This window comes from Bradyrhizobium sp. USDA 3256 (genome assembly GCF_054058275.1).
The window spans coordinates 138325-156593 of sequence record NZ_JBSSAE010000002.1; the positions used below are offsets into that span (position 1 = coordinate 138325).

Sequence of the window (18269 nt, forward strand, 5' to 3'; positions counted from 1 at the left end):
AGCAGCATCCCGCGCCGTGCACACGTGCAGGGCGACATTGTCGTCGTCGTGTCTAAATAGATGCGCCCTGCCTCATAGGTGGTACTGCTTCTTCACCCTTTACCTTGAATTTTCTCACTCCTTTACTGAGAAAGTTCCATTGGGAGGCTTGGCCTCGAAATTTGTTGGACGGTGCTTCTCCACTTGCGTTCGCGGCAGTTTGCGGCTGATCGAGGGAGAATAGCATGCAAAAACATTTGATCATTCGATTGCAGGTACTTCTCTCCGCGACTGATCATTCAGGCAGCGTCGGATGGGCGTACGCGAAGTAGCGACAAGCTTCCGCTGCGCCCCATTCTAATGGACTGCCAGAAACTGACGTTTCCTCCGGCGACGGAATGTCGCCGGCGAGTGCACGCACGCGTTTTTTTGACGTGAAACCAGGGGCCGATCGCGCGCCCGGGCGGTTGCCGCTTGCGCTGGAGCAGGTGCGAGGCGAACCCGCCTTTCCCAAGGAGGAAATCATGGCAGTGCTGACCATCAACGGCAATCTCATCATCGACGAAGCCGCGAGCTTGCAGACCAGCGGCACCGATAATGACACTGGCGTGCTGGCGGGACCCGACAACGAAGTCGCCTGGTCTTACCTGCTTTCGAACATGAGCGCAGCGCTCAAGACCAGTCTGGGCATTACGGCTGGCTCCACCGGCGAAGAGTCGGGTGACACCAGCGTGGTGTTTCCGCAAGTTGCCGCGCGGACGATCGGCAGCGCCAGCACCGATTTCATCCAGCTCAACACAACCACCGTTACCGACCTGCAGTTCTCCGACCCCTCAGGGAACGCGATCGCCGACGGCACCGCCACCCAGATTTTCGCCACCCACAATGGGGCGCAGATCTTCCTCTACGCCGATTCCAACAACAACATCCTACTCGGGCGTGAGGGCACCACGTCAGACGGTGGCCAAACGTGGACCGCCAGTTCCACAGGTGCCGTGGCTTTCGCAATCGTGATCGACGAGACCCTCACCTCCGGCAAGGTGTCCGGCGGCAACATCTGGACCATCCAGTACGAGGCCCTGAAACATACCAACACCAGCGGGATCGACGATGCCGACGTGCTTGACCTTTCCGGCCTCGTCGATGTGAAGGCCTCCTTCACCACGACGACGACCGTCAACTTCGGCGATTTCAGTCACGTGCCGTCCGGATCGGACGACTGGTCGGCCATCGAGCAGACCGCGACCGCAGGAACAGACACCAGCGATCCCGATATGCTCATCACCGGCCTGGCGCCGGGCTCGAAGGTGACCGTCAGCACACAGGGCCTCGGCAACAATTCGCAAGCGCTCAATCCCGGTGAGGCGGTGCGCATCGACGTCGTCAACCACGTGAACTACCCCGACTTCCCGCTGACAAATCCAGACGTGCACGATCTGACGAAGCTCAGCTACACCTCGCACGTCGGGTCGGTGACGGAGGCGAGCTTTTCGGTGACCCAGGTGAACCCCGGGAACACGAACACCACTGTCAAAGTGCACATATATGCCTTCAACGAAACAAATAATCTTCAGAACGGCAATCTTGTCTCGACCACCAGCATCGGGAGCGACGGCTTGACCGGCAACGACCAGACGCTGGTCCCGATCCTCGGCAATACGATCAAAGTGTATTCCGACCTCGCGAAGACACAGCTGGTCACGACGGGCATCACCATCACTGCTGCGGGCGACGGTTCGTACTTCGTCGATGGCCTGAAAAAGAACTATACCGTCGACTTCCAGGTCGCTGAATCCAGCCACATGGACCGCTTTGTGGTCGGCAACGCCCAGCCGACCAGCGGCAGCGGATCCAATGTCAGCTTCGACGCCGGCAATTTCACGTTCAGCGTCTCGAACACGACCAGCGGGACGGAGCATGCCGCCGTCGGCGGCAACCTGTTGTTCGAGGACGACGGTCCGACCCTCCTGGCGAACGGCACGGCCACGGCGTTGCAACTCGACGAGAGCTATCTCGCGGCCGGCTCCACCCCAAATGCAGCGAACACCACCACGTCTGGCAGCTTCAGCGGCCTGTTCACACCCAATTACGGCGCCGACGCGGCTGGAGCCGTCGGCGGTTACACGCTCGGCGTCAAGTCCGCCAATGTCGATTCCGGACTGATCGATTCGCTGTCGTCGCAGACCGTTCTGCTCAGCGTTGCAAGTGCCGACGGCAGCAATTTCCTCAAGGGAGACGTACTCGGCAAGACGAGCACGGGCGGTGATCTCGTTTTCACCATTCATGTCGATTCGACGGGCACTGTGACGTTCCACGAATTTCGGGCCGTCCACGAAGCGACTGCCGACACCACGAGTACTCAGGGGACGGTCGGCGACAGCTCCGAAGCCAGTGCCACCATGACCGCGGACCTGATCACGCTGTCGGCCACCGCCACCGACAAGGACGGCGACACGAGCACCGCCGCGGCGGCCAACATCGGAAACCTGTTCAAGTTGCTCGACGACGGTCCAAGCCTCAGCGGGGTGGAGAGCCTCTCCGGGCAGGACGCCCAGCATCCGGCGGTCGCGTTCACCGCCGGCTCCTCGGGATCGGACTCGTTCACGTCACCCGATGGCGCCGACGGAGCCAAGGTCACGATCGATGCCGGCGCTGCCATCACCGGGCTCACACAATCATACAACGCCGATCATACGATCCTGACCTACAAGGATTCCGGCGGCAACGGTGTCTATCAACTGAGCGTAACCGACACAGGTTACACCTTCACGGTGCTGCAGACGCTCGCCAACCCGCCGGAGACGCTGAACTTCAGCGCCATCAAGTCGGGAAGCCCGGTCGAGACGCTCAATGTCAGCACGAGCGGCGGCCACAACATCTTGTTCAACGGACTGTTCTTCAATGATGGGACGTTTTACGCGAACCCATCAGGCGCGCTGGGGCTCAATCAGTCGACAAGTGACTTGAATCACGCCAACCTCGGCCCCACGAACCCGGCCGACGATCTCAACCCCGACAATATCGGATTCGGAGTGAAGAACGGGCAGGCGTCACAGATCAACATGAACGAAGGCTTCTTCTTCAGCGAAAGCAGTGGCCTGAACCTCAAGAACCTGGCCTTCGACGTGGCGGGGATCGGCAACATCAGCAGCATCAAGGCGGAGTATTGGCTGTTCAACTCCGCCGGCGATTTGATCGATTACGAGAACCCGACCATCAGCGGTCTCAAGCAAGGCAACGTCCACGTCACCCTTGCGGACTTAGGCAACACTGCCCTCCCCGGCACCAATCACGATGCTGCCGGCGAATCGTTCTCGACCGGATACATCCGCTTCTACTTCGACCCGGCCGATACCAATGCGGGTGTCCGCATCATCAACTTCACGACCCAGGTGGCCGCACCGGTGAACGATCAGGACGTCCAGTTCCGGGTCGTCAACACCGACGCTGACGGCGATACGGCCAAGGCCACCTTCAACGTGCTGGTGGACAACCCGGACTCGACGACCGTGAGCCACTGGCCGTTGGCCTAGTTCCGTCGCGCGCGGAGACGCATCCGACATGGATGCGCCTCCGCGCCGCCGAGCCAAGGCCTCTCGAGTTCGAAAGCCTCCAAGAAAAGCCTCTAGGAATCGATACGCGTGTTGGACATTCTCTCGGAGTGCTGGTCTCGAATCGCAGCCGACGCGCAAGCCTGGCTCGGCCCGGCTTTCGACGGGCCGCGCGACCTCATGCTCCGCGCAGCGCTGCCTATCGTGGCGGCGATCCTTCTGTTCCGCTTGGCGCGGCGCCGGCGGGCGAGCGCGCGCCCCGCCCCTGCCGGTGATCACGACGGGCCGTCGCCCGCACACGATCTGCCCTCGCTGCTCCGCGCCTGCCGCGGCGTGCTGATCGGCATCGGCCTGATCACGGCCATGCTGAACGTGCTGTACCTCACCAGTTCGTTCTTCATGCTGGAAGTCTACGACCGCGTGGTGCCGAGCCACAGCGTGCCGACGCTCGTCGGCCTCGTCGTCCTGGCCTGCGGCCTCTATCTCTTCCAGGCATTCCTTGACATTGTGCGCGGGCGCATCCTGGTCCGGATCGGCGACTGGCTCGATCGCGCTTTCTCGGAGCGCGCTTATGACATCGTCGCGCGCTGGCCGCTACGGGGGCGCGTCAGCGGCGACGGGCTGCAGCCGATGCGCGATCTCGACCAGGTGCGCAGCTATCTCTCCGGGCTCGGCCCGACCGCGCTGTTCGACCTGCCGTGGATCCCGTTCTATCTCACGATCTGCTATCTGTTCCACCCGTTGCTGGGGCACACGGCACTGATCGGCGCGCTGCTGCTTGTCTCGCTGACGCTTGTCACCGACCGGCTGACGCGCGCGCACACCAAGGACATCACCGGGCGGGTGGCGCAGCGCAATGCCCTGGCCGAGGCCAGCCGCCGCAATGCCGAGGTATTGCAGGCGATGGGCATGCGGGGGCGCCTTGCCGCGCGCTGGGCGGTGGCGAACGACGGCTACATGGCCAGCCAGCGGCGCGCCGCCGACATCGCTGGCGGCTTCGGCTCCGTCTCCAAGGTGCTGCGCATGGTCTTGCAATCGGCGGTGCTCGGCGTCGGTGGCTATCTGGTCATTCGACAGGAGGCGAGTGGCGGGATCATTATTGCCGGCGCCATCCTGACGTCGCGCGCACTGGCTCCGGTCGAGCTCGCCATCGCGCACTGGAAAAGCCTGGTCGCGGCCCGGCAGAGCTGGAAACGTCTGCGGCAATATTGGGCGCAGCTCCCGGACGAGTCGGAGAAGACTCCGTTGCCGCCGCCGTGCAAAGGCCTCGCCGTCGAGACCGTCTCCGTGGCGCCGCCAGGCGATCAGCGCCCGGTGGTGCTCGAGGTTTCCTTCACGCTGAAGCCCGGGCAAGGGCTCGGTATCGTCGGCCCGAGTGCCTCTGGCAAGTCATCGCTGGTGCGCGCCCTCGTCGGCGTCTGGACGTCGGTGGGTGGCAAGGTGCGGCTCGGCGGTGCCGCCCTCGATCAGTGGAACTCGGAGGCACTCGGGCAACATATCGGCTATCTGCCGCAGGACGTGGAGCTATTCGCCGGAACGGTAACCCAGAACATCGCCCGCTTCGATCCAGAGCCCGACGGGCCAGCGACGATCGCGGCCGCAATGGCGGCCGGTGTGCATGAAACAATCCTGCAACTGCCTGATGGCTACGATACGCAGATCGGCGAGGACGGCGCGGCGCTCTCGGCTGGGCAGCGCCAGCGCATCGCGCTGGCCCGTGCGCTGTACCGCGATCCGTTCCTGGTGGTTCTCGATGAACCCAACTCGAACCTGGACCTGGAGGGCGACCAGGCCCTGACGCAAGCCATCACGGGCGTGCGCGCGCGCGGCGGCATTGTCATCGTCGTTGCACACCGCACCAGCGCGCTCGCCGGCGTCGACCAGTTGATGGTGATGTCGCAGGGGCGTGTGCAGACGTACGGGCCGAAGGACGCGCTGCTGGCCAAGATGATGCAGTCGCGGCCGGCATCGGTGCCGCTCAAGGTCGTGAGCGAGGGAGCGAGCACATGAACCGCGAGTCGGTCAGTGTAGTGCCGCCCTCGATTCGCCGGCACCTTCGCGCTGGGCTCGTGGGGGTCATCATTCTCTCAGGCGCCGTCGGCGGCTGGGCCGCCACGACGGAGCTCGCAGGCGCCGTCATCGGCGCGGGCACGCTGGTGGTGGACAGCTACAGCAAGAAGGTGCAGCACCCCACCGGCGGCGTGGTGGGCGAGCTCAATGTCCGTGAGGGCTCCAGAGTGAAGGCCGGAGACGTGCTGCTGCGGCTCGACGAGACGGTGACGCGGGCCAACCTTCTGGTCATTCTCAAGAGCCTCGACGAGATGGCGGCACGCCAGGCCCGGCTCGAGGCGGAGCGCGACGACCAGAAGCGCGTCGATTTTCCCGCGGACCTCATCGCGCGTGTCTCCGACACGGACGTAGCGCGGGTGCTCCTCGGCGAGCACAAGCTGTTCGAACTGCGCGGTACCGCCCGAGCAGGCAAGAAGGCACAGCTCAACGAGCGTGTCGGCCAGCTGCGAGAGCAGATCCGCGGCTTGGAAGAGCAGATCGAGGCGAAAGACGGCGAGACAACGTTTGTCGACCAAGAGCTTGTTGGCGTGCGCGAGCTGTGGCGCAAGAACCTGGTCCAGATCACGCGCGTGACCACCCTTGAGCGCGATGCAGTGCGCCTGCACGGCGAACGCGGCGCTCTGGTCGCCTCGATCGCCGAAGCAAGGGGCCGGATCACCGAGACCGCGCTGCAAATCATGCAGATCGATCAGGATCTCCGCACCGAGGTGGGAAAGGAGCTCGCCGAGATTCGCGCGAAGACCTCGGAACTGGTCGAGAAGCGGGTGGCCGCCGAGGATCAGCTCAAGCGCATCGACATCCGCGCGCCGCAGGATGGCACCGTGCAGCAGCTCGCGCTGCACACGATAGGCGGCGTCGTTACCGCCGGCGAGCCGATCATGCTGATCGTCCCCGCTCACGACTTGCTCGTCGTCGAGGTGCGCATCGCCCCACACGAGATCGATCGCGTGTCCGTCGGCCAACCGGTGCTGCTGCGGTTCACCGCCTTCAACCAACGGACAACGCCCCAGCTCAACGGTGAAGTGAATCACGTGTCCGCTGATGTCACGAACGACCAAAAGAGCGGAGCCAGCTTCTATGTCACCCGCATTGCGGTGACGGAGGCGGAGATGGCCCGCCTCGGCAATGTGAAGCTGATCGCTGGCATGCCGGTCGAAGCTTTTATTCAGACCGGGCAGCGCACAGTGATGTCTTACCTCTTCAAGCCGTTCTCCGATCAGCTGATGCGCGCCTGGCGAGAGCGCTAGCGGCTCACGAAGCGTGCTTGGCCTCGACCGGCTTCTGCGCGAACTGCGGGAATGTCTCCGCCACGAACGGTCCATCCAGCCGCCATGAATAGCAGCCGCCGACGAAGAATGGCTGCTCTCGCTGCTCAAACAGTTTGTCGTCAGCCGGCAGACCCTGCCGGGTTATGAACTCGTGATCAGTCACGATCCGAGCGGCGCTGAGTGACCGAACTTCAACCCGTCCCTCTTGACGGGCTCACCGCTGCGCGCCACCTTTGATCGGCATCACCCTGTTGGGATCGAGCCAGTGGTCGATCCGATCAGCCCAATGCTGCATCAGCTTCGTGCGCGAGCCGATCAGCGCGAGTGGTCCGTGCTTCTTGTAGAGACCTTCCACAGTAGAGTTGTCGAGATGCGCGAGCTGCAGCTCGACGACATCGCCGTCCCATGCCTTGGCGTCCTTGATTTCTTCGTGGTGGGACAGGGTCGAGAAGGTCATCCGGAATCCGTGGGCACAATGATCAGTCTTGGTGTCAATGCCAAGCAGCCGCAAGCGCTTGTTGAGCGTGTTGTTCGACAGCGGCGCATCCCTCGAGCTGGAAAACGCGTATCGGCGATGGCCGGTTAGCTTCTGAACGCTCCGTAGGACTGCGAGTGCCTGCCGTGACAAGGGCACGACATGGTCCCAGCCGGTCTTCATCTTGGCGGCTGGAACAGTCCAACGTTCGGCGTCCCAATCGACCTCGCTCCACTCCATTTCATTGACCATGCCGGGGCGGGGAACGGTCAGCGCATCGAATCGCAACCCAAGGCCAACAACGTCACCAAACCTCGCTCTCGTCCACGGTGCGCTGATGAGCTTGAAGACGCGCGTCACGTCACGTGGTTCGGTGACGCCGGGACGCGGCGTCGAAATGTTGGCAATCATCTGCCCATTCAGGTTGCGGAACGGATTGTAGCCGTCGCCTTCGACATCGGCATAGTTGCAGATTTGCTCGCCGATGCTGCGCACGCGGTCGCGGGTTTCCAGCTTTCCCGCGGCTTCGTATGAACGCATAAAGGCGAGCACGTCTGGACGCTTGATATCCAGCCTGCACAGCTTGCCGAAGCGAGCTTTGACGTAGCCGACGCGCAGCTTAAGCACCTCGATGGTCTTGGCGTCACGGACCGCGACGATCCTGCCGCGTTTGACTTTCTCCACCTTCTTCTTCGCGAGCCACTCGTCGGCCCATTCCTCGAAAGGCCGGGCCGCCTTCTGCCTGTGCTTTTCGAGCTGCTTCTCGGTGCTCGGGTCTTTGCCGTTCTTGAGCAGATCTTTGGCTTTGTCGCGCTCGCGCCGCGCGTCGGCGAGCGAGAACGTGCCGTCCTTGCCGTTGCCGTAAGGACCGATGGAGTAGGTTTTCTGGCGGCTGTGGAAGCGGTAGCCCATCCGCCAGAGCTTGGAGGCAGGCTTGCCGGGCCTGGTTTCGTCGGGCGTGACGAAGAGATAGAGACCTCCACCGGTCGCGTCGGAAATCTTGGCGGCGCTCCACGCGCCATTGTCGAATCGTGGTTGCGCGGCGCGGCAGTCGACGTCGGTTCTGATCTGCTTGGGGTTGGCGCACGCGCCACCGTTCTTGCGGGCCATCGGCTCAATTCCTTCATTCGGAATAGCGAAAGTCGCCGTGAACGTTTGTTCTCCCGATACCAACACGATACCAACAAAAATACCAACAAATCGGCCGGCTGGGATCGGATGAGAACAAACGGTGACGAACACCGATGTACGCGTAAAGCCCTGTTTTTCAAGGGTTTCCGAGCATCGCGCGGACGGTTGCGAACGATTTGGAACGGGCCTGAACGGCCTGGTTGGTGCCCCTGGCCGGAATCGAACCAGCACTCCTTGCGGAACTCGATTTTGAGTCGAGCGCGTCTACCAGTTCCGCCACAGGGGCATTCGCAATGGTCCCGGCCGAGAAGGCCGGGGGTCGCGAAGCGCGGCGGACTATAGCGGGCGGCCCGTCACGGTCAACCCGCGCGGGCGGGATGTCCCGCGCCCCGGCAGCGGAATTTCCGGGGGTGTGACCCCAAGGACGACGCAAAGCCGTCGCCCGTCCGTATGGCGGTCACGGAAGAGTTTGCCCGGCAGCGGCCGCCGCTGCCACCGTCCCCGAGCCTGGCCGCGGCTGCGGCAACCTACTTCGAGACGGAGGCGCGAGCGTAACGGTATTGTCCGGTTCGTCGATCTCGATGACGCAAGGGGCACTTGAAGCAAGGGGCACTTGAACATGGTGTGGGGATGGTACGAGCGCAGCCACTTCGGCGACTTCTTCCCGAACGGCGACTATGTGGGCTGGGAGGAAGGCCTCAAGCAATATTTCGACGAGCAGATGTCTGCGGAGCAGAGGGCGGCGCTGAACGACTGGCATGTCGCTTACATCGGCGAGGTGGCTCGCAAGTTCAGGGAGGACAGGGGCTGCTCGAGCCGCACGAATGCCCGTTGGAATTCAGGATGGAGGAGTCACGCAAATCGCTCGGATCGCTGCTGCATTTGACCAACGGCGTCCGTGCCGTCGATGCACCCTTGCACGCCATCATCGAGAAGCTGGAGCCGGGCGTGCACCAGTTCTGGCCGTTACGGATCACCACGCCGAAGGGCAAGGACTACCCCGTTCCGTATTACGGCATCATCGTCCGCCGTTACATCGACAGCTTCGTGCCGGAACAAAGCGCCGTCCATCAGGTGTCGGAGGGATCGACGGCGTATTTTGCAAACAATCCCACGAAAAAGGGCTATGGCAGTCTGACGGTCTTGAAGCGTGTCAGCGCCGGCGCCCATCTCTGGCATGAACGCAGGCTGCTCAATCCGAGTCTTTTCTTTTCCGATGAGCTGCAGGCGGCGATGACCCAGTGGGGCCTGCGCGTTCCCACGCATCATCGACTGAACGCGATCTGACCGCGGCGGACGGCGGCCGTCACGGTCAACCCGCGCGGATGTGATTGTCCCGCGCCTCGACAGCGGTATTTTCACGCGATACGACCGCAATCGACGACCTTGGAGCAGGGCCCATGACCCTCCCGAACGATGCTCGCAGGAGGACCGACGTGACTATTGCCGCCGCCCATCCGTCGCATGCTTCCGCCGGCAATCCGGCGCTGACCTCGGCGCTGGCGATTGCCGTGATCGCGGCGGCGACCCTGGCCGGCGCCTGGTTCTTCCAGCTCGTGCTGGAGATCATGCCCTGTCCGCTCTGCCTCGAGCAGCGCTATGCCTATTACCTCGCGGTGCCGCTCGGCGCCGTGGTGGCGCTCGCGGCCGCCCGCGGCGCGCCGCGTCCGGTGCTGCTCGCGGGCCTCGTGATCCTCGGCCTCGCCCGCGCTCGCCAATGCCGGGCTCGGTACCTATCACGCCGGTGTCGAATGGGGATTCTGGCCGGGGCCGACCGATTGCACCGGCCCGATGGTGGATTTCGGCAAGGCCGGCTCGCTGCTGGACCAGCTCGACAAGGTCAAGGTGGTGCGCTGCGACGAGGTGCAGTGGCGCTTCCTCGGCATTTCGCTGGCCGGTTACAACGTGCTGATCTCGCTCGCGATGGCCGCGATCGCCGGTTGGGGCGTGATGCGAGCCGCGAAGGCCTGAGCCAGTAGGGTGGGTAGAGCGAAGCGAAACCCACCATTTCTCTTTAGGCGCGACGAAAGCGATGGGTTTCGCTGCGCTCTACCCATCCAACGCTTTCGAGCTAATCGTCGACGTCGTCCTGCGGCCGGCCGAACAGATGGATGATGCCCGGCGTCGAGATGGTGACGAACAGGAAGCGCGACAGATGATGCGCGCCGACGAAGATCGGGTCGATGTGCAGCGTCAACGCCAGCGCCAGCATCGCGTCCATCGCGCCGGGGGCAAAGGCGACCACGACGTCGGCGAGCCGCACATGGGTGGTGAAGCCGATCACCGCGACGAACACGGCCGAGATCAGGATGGCAATCGCAAACGAGCCGAGCCCGGCATTGACGTGACTGAGCAGCGTCGAGGTCTTCATCCGCGCGAAGCGGGTGCCGATGATGGCGCCGATGCCGACCAGCGCGACGTTGCGGAGCCAGGGCGGCAGGCCGCCATCGACCAGCCCGGAGCCGTGCAGCAGGCTGGAGGCGAGCATCGCGCCGAACATCCAGCTGGCGGGGAATTTGATCCAGCGCAGCAGCAGCGAGACGCCGATCGATAAGGCGACAAGCGCGACGAGGCCGAACGGCGAGGCGATCGAGGTCGGCAATGGCGGCGGCGCGGCATGTGTCACCCCGGTCAGCGCCAGCACCAGCGGCAGCGCGGCGGTCAAGATGATCACGCGCATGGTCTGCACCACCGCGATCGCCGCGACGTCGGCGCCCTTTTCCGCGGCAAGGATCGTGATCTGCGACAGCGCGCCCGGGCTGCCGGCAAGGAAAGCCGAGGTCTGGTCCCAGCCATGGACGCGTTGCAGATAGAGGCTCGAGCCGAAGGTCGAGCAGAACGTCGCCAGCGCCAGCAGGCCGATGGTGAGCGGATAGGAGCTCATGTGCTGCAGCAATTGCTGCGACATCAGCGAGCCGAGGGAGATGCCGAGCAACAGCAGCACCGATTGCGTCAGCACCGCCGGCACCGCGAGCGGCCGTCCGGCCAATGCGGCGATCGCGACCGCGACCATCGCCCCCGAGATCAGGCCGCCCGGCAATTCTGCCCACAGAAACAGCAAGCCGCCGACGGTGCCGATGACGAGGGTCTCGAGCCCGTTCAGGACTTTGCTGCGGTCGGGAATGGCCGTTGCCATCGAAGCGCGGATCAGGGTCACGCCGCCTTATGGCAAATTCGCGTGAACGCGACAAATGCATCTCGCGATTGCAGCATTGCGCCCCGGCTCGCCCGGCGCACAGATTTTCACCCTTCGAAACGCGCCGGGGATTGCGATCAGTATCGCCACAAACTCGTCATGTCCGGGCAGAAGCGCGAAGCGCGTCTTCGCGGAGGTGTCCCGGCAATCAACGCCTTTTCCACGCGCAAGCCAACACGTCGATGCCCGGCACAAGGCCGGGCATCACGGAGTCGTCGAGGGATCGAGCGCATGTGCGATTGCCCTCCCCGATGGGGAGAGCGAATCGCATCAAACCGGTCCGGACGTTACTTCGTCGCCGCCGGCGCAGCGGCGGCGCCGCCCGACTTCTCCTTCTTGCATTCGGAGCGGAATTTCTTGCGCTCCTTGCCGTGCAGCCCCTTGGCGTCGGCTTCCTTCGAGCATTCCAGCGACTCCGCGGTGCGCTGCTTCTTCTCGGCCGGCGCCTTGGTCTCGGCCTTGGGAGCGGCGTCCTTGGCGGCGGGCGCGGCCGTTTGCGCGAAAGCTCCGCCCGTCAGCAGCAGGGAGGCAAGGGCGGTTGCGGACGCGAGCATGGAAATCGTCTTCATGGGGCACCTCGTGAGGGAAAGAGGGCCGAAACGTCGCGCGACGATGCTGAACCGTGGATGAACATGCAGCGGTCCCGCCGCCACAATATTTTAAAGCGCAGGCGCGCTGGCGCGTTGTCGCAAGTCGGGGTTGCGCTAGGATAATGGTCTTACGCCAATGCCCCAACGGGAAACCAACGGGAAACCAGGGATGACGGGAGACCAGGGATGACCATTCAGACCAGATTGTTGTGCGTGCTTGCGGTGTCGGGCTTTGCAGCCTTTGCGGCGAGCGCGCCGGCGCAGGCCCTGACCGCGCAGGAATGCAGCGCCAAGTACCAGGCGGCCAAGTCGGCCGGCACCCTCGGCGGCCAGAAGTGGAATGATTTCCGCAAGGCGCAGTGCGGCGCCGACGCGACACCGGCCGCGGCGCCCGCCGCTCCGCCGCCGGCAGCCGCTGCGCCCGCTCCGGCCGCGCCGAAGGAAGCCAAGCAGGCGCCCGCCGCGGCACCCGCGGCGCCGGCAGGACCCGCCGTATTTCCGAACGCCATCGATCCCAAATACGCCAAGGAGTCCGAAGGCAAGGGACGCATGCACACCTGCGTCGACCAGTACAACGCCAACAAGACCACCGGCGGCAATGGCGGCCTGAAGTGGATCCAGAAGGGCGGCGGCTATTACAGCGAATGCAACAAGCGCCTGAAGGGCGCCTGAGCGAGCCGACCGAGTTTGGCGAGCGGCCGGCGTCAGCCGGCCGCTTTCCGTTTGCACCGGCTCTATTGGCTGCAGCTCTCTACCTACGGGTTTTCCGTCAGCAGCTTGTCCGCCGACTGCGCCAGCAATTGCGCGCGCTTGCGCGGGCCGCGCTCGAGAAACAGCAGGCTCTGGCCGAAGATGAAGCAGTAGAACAGGAAGGCCTGCGCATCGGCCTCTTCAATCGGCAGCCCGGTGGCGCGATAGAGCTGGGCGACATTCTTCAGCCGCGCGGCATCGACGCTCGCGGCGGCGGCGGCAGCGGCCTCATCGGTGCGCGCCCATTGCCGGATCGCGAGCTCGACCGCCATCGCCTCGGTGTTCATGCGCTCCGAATACAGCGTGATGATCGCCTTCAGCCGCTCGCGCGCACTGGCGCCGTCGAGCGCGGTGTGCTTCTCGATCGATGCGATGCGGCCGTCGCGCCAGCGTGTCAGCATGGCCTCGAGCAGCGCGGCGCGATCCCTGAAGCGGCGGTAGAAGCCGCCCTTGGTGATGCCGAGATTCTTGGCCAGTACCTCGACCCGTACGCCGTCGACCCCGCTATGGGCGAGTTCGGCGAAGCCGGCCGCGACCCAGACGTCGCCTTTGCTTTCAGTCATGCGATCTCCGCGCATCATAATGCGCGATGGGATCGTCATCGCGCATTAATCGCTTGTCTGTGCATGATCTTTTCGGAAAACCGCTTCGCACTTTTCCGGATCATGCTTTGATACGGTGCCGTATTGCTAGCCTGCTTCGTCCCTGATACGCTACCGTATCAAAAATCGAAGGAGGAATCCGATGGAGGGCGAGGCGACGTACCGCGGCACGGTCTATCCCTGGCACTGCGACCATATCGGCCACATGAACGTCATGTGGTATGTCGGCAAGTTCGACGAGGCGAACTGGAACATGTTCGCGCGGCTCGGCCTGACGCCGAGCTATCTGCGCGAGTCCGGTTGCGGCATGGCCGCCGTGCAGCAGAACATCTCCTACAAGCGCGAGCTGCTCGCCGGCGACCTTGTCGAGGTCAAGAGCCGGCTGGTCGAGTTCCGCGACAAGTCGATCCGTATCCTGCACGAGATGCGCAATGCGGAGACCGGCGAGATCGCCGCGACCTGCGAGATCGCGGCCGTGCATATCGACCGTGCGGCGCGCAGATCGGCGCCGTTTGCACCGGCGATCCGCTACGCCGCGATGCCGCATCTCGTGCCTTCAGAGCCCGCAATCGCGTGACCGCCATGCCCCGTTTCGAGCCGAAGAATCCCGATTACCGTGCGGTTGCGACCGATACGTTCGCGCGCCAGCGCGCGATGCAGACGCTTGGCATCTCGATCGCGCGCATGGAGCCCGGCGAGGTCGATCTTGCGATGCCCTATGCGCCAGAGTTCTGCCAGCAGAACGGCTTCGTGCATGCCGGAATCATCACCGCGGGCCTCGACAATGCCTGCGGCATCGCCGCCTTCACGTTGATGCCCGAAGGCTCCGACATCCTCACCGTGGAGTTCAAGACCAATCTCTTGGCGCCGGCCCGCGGCGAGCGGTTCGTGTTCCGCGGCGTCGTGGTCAAGCCCGGCCGCACACTAACGGTCTGCGACGGCCGCGCCTATGCGATCCAGGACGGCGTCGAGACGTTGGTCGCGACCATGAGCGGCACGCTGATGGCGCTGCAAAGGCGGGAGTCGCCGGCGATGAGCGGAGCTTCATCTCCGTCACCCTGAGGAGCCGCGAAGCGGCGTCTCGAAGGGTCGACGGCCCCACTCTCGGTCGTCAGGAAACAACATGCGGAAACATCTGGGCCGTGCATCCTTCGAGGCGCGCAAGAGCGCGCACCTCCAGCGACAAAGGCGAAGCCTTTGTGCGGGGATGACGGGGCTGGTCGAGGCGCGTGTTGCTTTCGCAGGGACGATTGTGGATGCAGGCCGCGCCACACACCCGTGTCGTCCTGGCGAAGGCCAGGACCCATTACCCCGAATCTCAATTGTTGCGCTTGCTGGGGCCACGATCCCGGTCATCACCGAATGCGGTGGTTATGGGTCCCTGCTTTCGCAGGGACGACAAGCGGGGATGACGGTTTGAGAAGGTGTGACGGATTTGAGAGCGGCGGCGCCCAAGATCTGCGCACGCATTCAAGACCCGCGCATTGACAAGGTCCTGCCACAACGACCTGATACGCGGATGTCTCGCGTGAGCTTCCTGCCATGATCGCCAGCCTCAGCCTGATCCTGCTCTGCCAGCTGGTCGGCGAAGTCGCCGTGCGCGCGCTGGCGGTACCGGTGCCGGGCCCGGTGGTTGGCCTCGTGCTGCTGCTGTTGCTGCTGTTGGCGCGCGACCGCTTTCCGGCGCTGGCGCGCGGGCCGCTCGGCGATGACGGTGTCGAGAGCGCGAGCCGCGGCATGCTCGCCAATCTCTCGCTGCTGTTCATTCCGGCCGGCGTCGGCGTGGTGCAGAAGCTCGATCTGCTCGCCGAGCACGGCATCGCCGTCCTGGTGATCCTCGCGGTTTCGGTCATCGTCACCCTGCTGGCGACGGTTGCAACCTTCGTTGCGGCGAGCAGCCTGTTTTCGCGCGAGGAGGAGAGGCTGTGAGCGACAATCCGTTCTCGCTCTGGGTCTACCTTTCGCAGTCGCCGCTGCTCTGGCTGACGGTGACGCTGTTGACCTACGCGGCGGCTGACGCGGTATCGTTGAAGACAAGGCGGCATCCGCTCGCCAATCCCGTGCTGCATTCGGTGTGGATCATCGGTGTGTTCCTGCTGCTGACCGGGACCTCCTACACCACCTATTTTGCCGGCGCGCAGTTCGTGCACTTCCTGCTCGGGCCGGCGACGGTGGCGCTCGCGGTGCCGCTCTACGAGAATCGCCGGCGGGTCGCGGCGGCGATCCTGCCGATGCTGGTTGCGCTCGCGATCGGCTCACTGACGGCGATCGTCTCGGTGGTGTTGCTGGCGCAGGCGTTCGGGCTGCCGCGCGACGTCATCCTGTCGCTGGCGCCGAAATCGGTCACCGCCGGCGTCGCGATGGGCATCAGCGAATCCCTGCACGCCGATCCCTCGCTGACCGCGGTGTCGGTGATCCTCACCGGCATCATGGGCGCGATCATCGTCACGCCCCTGATGAACTTCACCGGCATCACGGACTTTCGCGCCCGCGGCTTTGCGGCGGGCATCGCTGCCCATGGCATCGGCACCGCGCGCGCCTTCCAGGTCGACGAGGTCGCCGGCGTCTTTGCCGGGATCGCGATGAGCCTGAATGCGCTGGTCACCACGCTGCTGGTGCCGCTGGCTGTGACATATCTGCTGCGCTGATCCCGGCTGCAGGGCAGTTTTGTGCTATTGGTATGGCGTTGAACAGCAAATCCTTCTAGGGTCGCCGCCTCAAACGCGAGTCTGTTCCCCCTTGGTCTTCTCCGCAACTCAAAGCGCGCTTGGACTGGCATCGGGCATGCTGGTCGGTTTTTCGCTGGGCCTGGTCGGCGGCGGCGGCTCGATCCTTGCCGTGCCGCTGATGGTCTATGTGGTCGGCGTGCCGGAGCCGCATGTCGCGATCGGCACCTCGGCGATCGCGGTGGCGGCCAACGCCGCGGTCAATCTCTCCAACCACGCCCGCGGCGGCACCGTGATCTGGTCCTGCGCGCTGGTGTTCGCGCTGTCGGGCATGCTGGGCGCGTTCGGCGGCTCGATCCTCGGCAAGATGCTGGAGGGGCAGAAGCTGCTCGCGCTGTTCTCGCTGGTGATGCTGGCCATCGCGGGCCTGATGCTCAAGAACCGCGCGCGGGTCGGGCTGACCGACGTCAAGATCTCGATGTCCAACATGCCCGCGATCATCGGCCTCGGGCTTGCCACCGGAACCATGTCCGGCTTCTTCGGCATCGGCGGCGGCTTCCTGATCGTCCCGGCCCTGATGCTGGCGACCGGGATGCCGATCATGAACGCGGTGAGTTCCTCGCTGGTTGCCGTCACCGCCTTCGGCATGACCACGGCCCTGAGCTATGCGTGGTCCGGGCTGGTGTCGTGGGGCCTGGCGGGGCTATTCGTCGCCGGCGGCATCGCGGGCGGCCTTTTGGGCACACGCAGCGCCCGGCACCTGTCGGAACGGCGCGGCGCGCTTAATATCGTGTTTGCGACTGTGATTATCGTGGTGGCGATCTATATGCTGCTGCGTAACATCAATGTGTCCTGAACGTAGAAGGGCGAAGAGCTCTTGCGAAAGCCAGCCATGATCCAACTGACGAAATCGCCCCTGATCAACGCCGGTGCCACCCGCCGCGGCGCGCTCGGCCTGATCGGTGCCGGCATCGCGCTCATGGCCGCGGGCGCCGCGCGCGCCGAGGACGACAATGTCCTGACCGAGGAGCAGGTGCTGCGCGATCCGGATATTCCGGTGATCGGCAATCCCAAGGGCGACATCACCATCGTCGAATGGTTCGACTACAACTGTCCCTATTGCCGCAAGCTCGCGCCGGAACTCCGCCAGGTGGTGCAGGACGACGGCAAGGTTCGCCTCGTGCTGAAGGATTGGCCGATCCTCGGGCCGGTCTCCAAGGTCGCGGCGCGGATGGCGCTGGCGGCGAAGTACCAGAACAAGTTCGACGTCGCACATGAGGCGATGATCTCGGTCAATTCGCGCATCACCGAGCCGCGCATCGCCGAGTTGCTCTCGGGCGCCGGCCTCGACATGGACCGCCTGAAGAAGGATCACGACGCCAACGCCAAGGCGATCGACGCGATCCTTTCGCGCAACAACGAGCAGGCGCTGGCGTTCGGCTTCAACGGCACGCCGTCATTCATCGTCGGCAAGTACCGCGTGCCGGGCGTGCTCAGCATGGATCAGTTCGAGCAGGTGATCGCAGACGCCCGCAAGGCCAATATGGGTCGCAAGACCGAGCAGAATTAGCCTTCGGCGCCTTCTGTTGAGGAGCGCTGACGGGTCCGTGCGAAGTGCTCGTCTCGTTGATTTTCGTCATGGTCGGGCTTGTCCCGGCCATCCACGTCTTTCCGTCGAAGCGAAGCAAAGACGTGGATGCCCGGCACGAGGCCGGGCATGACAAGTTTTGCGGATATGATTGTGTCGGCTTGAAAACAATCGTTACTTCGCTGCGATCTTGTCCCACTGCTCGCGGGTGCGCGTCTTCAGCAGGTTCCAGTCATGCGCTGCGACGTCCCAATTGACGATGGTGCGCGTGTCCTGCGCCACCTCGCCATTGGCGACGCTCGATGTCCGCATGGAATCGTAGACGTAGACGCCACATATCAGCAGCAGCGCGCCCAAAATCATGCCGAAAAAGGTCCGCATCGCTCAATCCCTCCGGTGTCGG

The 18269-nt window shown here is 64.1% G+C and carries 18 protein-coding genes, 1 tRNA gene and 1 pseudogene; 13 read left to right on the forward strand and 7 right to left on the reverse strand.

Annotated elements, in window-relative coordinates; genetic code table 11:
• Positions 1-503 precede the first annotated feature (503 nt).
• The 3 genes from ACVWY5_RS02290 to ACVWY5_RS02300 all read left to right on the forward strand — a co-directional run bounded on the left by ACVWY5_RS02290 (position 504) and on the right by ACVWY5_RS02300 (position 6847).
• Entirely contained in the window at positions 504-3512 is a 3009-nt protein-coding gene (locus ACVWY5_RS02290; RefSeq protein WP_321177541.1) for a DUF5801 repeats-in-toxin domain-containing protein, read from the forward strand.
• 111 nt (positions 3513-3623) lie between these two features.
• The gene (locus ACVWY5_RS02295; protein ID WP_028352115.1) at positions 3624-5540 is read left to right on the forward strand and encodes a type I secretion system permease/ATPase; all 1917 of its coding nucleotides are present in this window, start codon (positions 3624-3626) and stop codon (positions 5538-5540) included.
• Positions 5537-6847 (forward strand): HlyD family type I secretion periplasmic adaptor subunit, encoded by a 1311-nt coding sequence (locus ACVWY5_RS02300; RefSeq protein ID WP_028333542.1) that lies wholly within the window; start codon positions 5537-5539, stop codon positions 6845-6847. Before ACVWY5_RS02295 ends, ACVWY5_RS02300 begins: the two co-directional genes overlap by 4 nt.
• A gap of 4 nt (positions 6848-6851) precedes the next feature.
• Here ACVWY5_RS02300 and ACVWY5_RS02305 read toward each other — a convergent pair whose 3' ends face one another.
• From ACVWY5_RS02305 to ACVWY5_RS02315, 3 genes are all read right to left on the reverse strand, one after another.
• Entirely contained in the window at positions 6852-7031 is a 180-nt protein-coding gene (locus ACVWY5_RS02305; protein ID WP_028333541.1) for a hypothetical protein, read from the reverse strand.
• Between the two features lie 51 nt (positions 7032-7082).
• Positions 7083-8585, reverse strand: a complete 1503-nt coding sequence (locus ACVWY5_RS02310; RefSeq protein ID WP_321176750.1) for an integrase arm-type DNA-binding domain-containing protein — start codon at positions 8583-8585, stop codon at positions 7083-7085.
• A gap of 90 nt (positions 8586-8675) precedes the next feature.
• Positions 8676-8760: transfer RNA gene (locus tag ACVWY5_RS02315), tRNA-Leu, on the reverse strand.
• 327 nt (positions 8761-9087) lie between these two features.
• Here ACVWY5_RS02315 and ACVWY5_RS02320 point away from each other — a divergent pair.
• From ACVWY5_RS02320 to ACVWY5_RS02330, 3 genes and pseudogenes are all read left to right on the forward strand, one after another.
• Positions 9088-9360 carry a hypothetical protein gene (locus ACVWY5_RS02320; RefSeq protein WP_050385622.1) on the forward strand — a complete coding sequence of 91 codons (273 nt, stop codon included), beginning with the start codon at positions 9088-9090 and terminating at the stop codon, positions 9358-9360.
• Complete coding sequence (locus ACVWY5_RS02325) at positions 9357-9761, forward strand: imm11 family protein (protein WP_028352117.1); 405 nt, start codon at positions 9357-9359, stop codon at positions 9759-9761. Before ACVWY5_RS02320 ends, ACVWY5_RS02325 begins: the two co-directional genes overlap by 4 nt.
• 113 nt (positions 9762-9874) lie before the next feature.
• Positions 9875-10445: pseudogene (locus ACVWY5_RS02330) on the forward strand (disulfide bond formation protein B).
• 100 nt (positions 10446-10545) lie between these two features.
• On the opposite strand, the gene ACVWY5_RS02335 reads toward ACVWY5_RS02330, so the two are convergent.
• Together ACVWY5_RS02335 and ACVWY5_RS02340 are read right to left on the reverse strand one after the other, a co-directional pair.
• Positions 10546-11631: an AbrB family transcriptional regulator gene (locus ACVWY5_RS02335; RefSeq protein ID WP_152977711.1), complete on the reverse strand. Its 1086-nt coding sequence runs from the start codon at positions 11629-11631 to the stop codon at positions 10546-10548.
• A gap of 326 nt (positions 11632-11957) precedes the next feature.
• On the reverse strand, positions 11958-12239 hold the full coding sequence (locus ACVWY5_RS02340) for a PsiF family protein (RefSeq protein ID WP_028333536.1): 282 nt from the start codon (positions 12237-12239) through the stop codon (positions 11958-11960).
• Between the two features lie 207 nt (positions 12240-12446).
• Between ACVWY5_RS02340 and ACVWY5_RS02345 the strand changes: the two genes are divergently transcribed.
• On the forward strand, positions 12447-12932 hold the full coding sequence (locus tag ACVWY5_RS02345; RefSeq protein ID WP_028333535.1) for a hypothetical protein: 486 nt from the start codon (positions 12447-12449) through the stop codon (positions 12930-12932).
• 83 nt (positions 12933-13015) lie between these two features.
• Here ACVWY5_RS02345 and ACVWY5_RS02350 read toward each other — a convergent pair whose 3' ends face one another.
• Positions 13016-13573: a TetR/AcrR family transcriptional regulator gene (locus tag ACVWY5_RS02350; protein ID WP_028333534.1), complete on the reverse strand. Its 558-nt coding sequence runs from the start codon at positions 13571-13573 to the stop codon at positions 13016-13018.
• Between the two features lie 181 nt (positions 13574-13754).
• Between ACVWY5_RS02350 and ACVWY5_RS02355 the strand changes: the two genes are divergently transcribed.
• The 6 genes from ACVWY5_RS02355 (at position 13755) to ACVWY5_RS02380 (ending at position 17848) form a co-directional block, all read left to right on the forward strand.
• Positions 13755-14189, forward strand: a complete 435-nt coding sequence (locus tag ACVWY5_RS02355) for an acyl-CoA thioesterase (protein ID WP_028333533.1) — start codon at positions 13755-13757, stop codon at positions 14187-14189.
• Between the two features lie 5 nt (positions 14190-14194).
• Complete coding sequence (locus tag ACVWY5_RS02360; RefSeq protein WP_028333532.1) at positions 14195-14674, forward strand: PaaI family thioesterase; 480 nt, start codon at positions 14195-14197, stop codon at positions 14672-14674.
• Positions 14675-15154: 480 nt separating this feature from the next.
• Entirely contained in the window at positions 15155-15541 is a 387-nt protein-coding gene (locus tag ACVWY5_RS02365; RefSeq protein ID WP_028333531.1) for a CidA/LrgA family protein, read from the forward strand.
• Entirely contained in the window at positions 15538-16260 is a 723-nt protein-coding gene (locus ACVWY5_RS02370; protein ID WP_028333530.1) for an LrgB family protein, read from the forward strand. The genes ACVWY5_RS02365 and ACVWY5_RS02370 overlap by 4 nt, the downstream gene beginning before the upstream one ends.
• Before the next feature lie 136 nt (positions 16261-16396).
• Positions 16397-17134, forward strand: a complete 738-nt coding sequence (locus ACVWY5_RS02375) for a sulfite exporter TauE/SafE family protein (RefSeq protein WP_050385619.1) — start codon at positions 16397-16399, stop codon at positions 17132-17134.
• A gap of 36 nt (positions 17135-17170) precedes the next feature.
• Positions 17171-17848 (forward strand): DsbA family protein, encoded by a 678-nt coding sequence (locus ACVWY5_RS02380; RefSeq protein ID WP_051376099.1) that lies wholly within the window; start codon positions 17171-17173, stop codon positions 17846-17848.
• Positions 17849-18040: 192 nt separating this feature from the next.
• Here the strand turns inward: ACVWY5_RS02380 and ACVWY5_RS02385 are convergent, their stop codons facing one another.
• A complete protein-coding gene (locus tag ACVWY5_RS02385; protein ID WP_016841536.1) occupies positions 18041-18247 on the reverse strand; it encodes a hypothetical protein in 207 nt (68 codons plus the stop codon).
• Between the last annotated feature and the right edge of the window lie 22 nt (positions 18248-18269).

Excerpts from the sequence above, each read along its gene's own strand:
- ACVWY5_RS02290 (WP_321177541.1), top strand. The coding sequence starts at position 504 with ATGGCAGTGCTGACCATCAACGGCAATCTCATCATCGACGAAGCCGCG.
- ACVWY5_RS02360 (WP_028333532.1), top strand. The coding sequence starts at position 14,195 with ATGCCCCGTTTCGAGCCGAAGAATCCCGATTACCGTGCGGTTGCGACC.
- ACVWY5_RS02365 (WP_028333531.1), top strand. The coding sequence starts at position 15,155 with ATGATCGCCAGCCTCAGCCTGATCCTGCTCTGCCAGCTGGTCGGCGAA.
- ACVWY5_RS02340 (WP_028333536.1), bottom strand. The coding sequence starts at position 12,239 with ATGAAGACGATTTCCATGCTCGCGTCCGCAACCGCCCTTGCCTCCCTG.
- ACVWY5_RS02385 (WP_016841536.1), bottom strand. The coding sequence starts at position 18,247 with ATGCGGACCTTTTTCGGCATGATTTTGGGCGCGCTGCTGCTGATATGT.
- ACVWY5_RS02300 (WP_028333542.1), top strand. The coding sequence starts at position 5,537 with ATGAACCGCGAGTCGGTCAGTGTAGTGCCGCCCTCGATTCGCCGGCAC.
- ACVWY5_RS02355 (WP_028333533.1), top strand. The coding sequence starts at position 13,755 with ATGGAGGGCGAGGCGACGTACCGCGGCACGGTCTATCCCTGGCACTGC.
- ACVWY5_RS02345 (WP_028333535.1), top strand. The coding sequence starts at position 12,447 with ATGACCATTCAGACCAGATTGTTGTGCGTGCTTGCGGTGTCGGGCTTT.
- ACVWY5_RS02350 (WP_028333534.1), bottom strand. The coding sequence starts at position 13,573 with ATGACTGAAAGCAAAGGCGACGTCTGGGTCGCGGCCGGCTTCGCCGAA.
- ACVWY5_RS02375 (WP_050385619.1), top strand. The coding sequence starts at position 16,397 with ATGCTGGTCGGTTTTTCGCTGGGCCTGGTCGGCGGCGGCGGCTCGATC.
- ACVWY5_RS02380 (WP_051376099.1), top strand. The coding sequence starts at position 17,171 with ATGATCCAACTGACGAAATCGCCCCTGATCAACGCCGGTGCCACCCGC.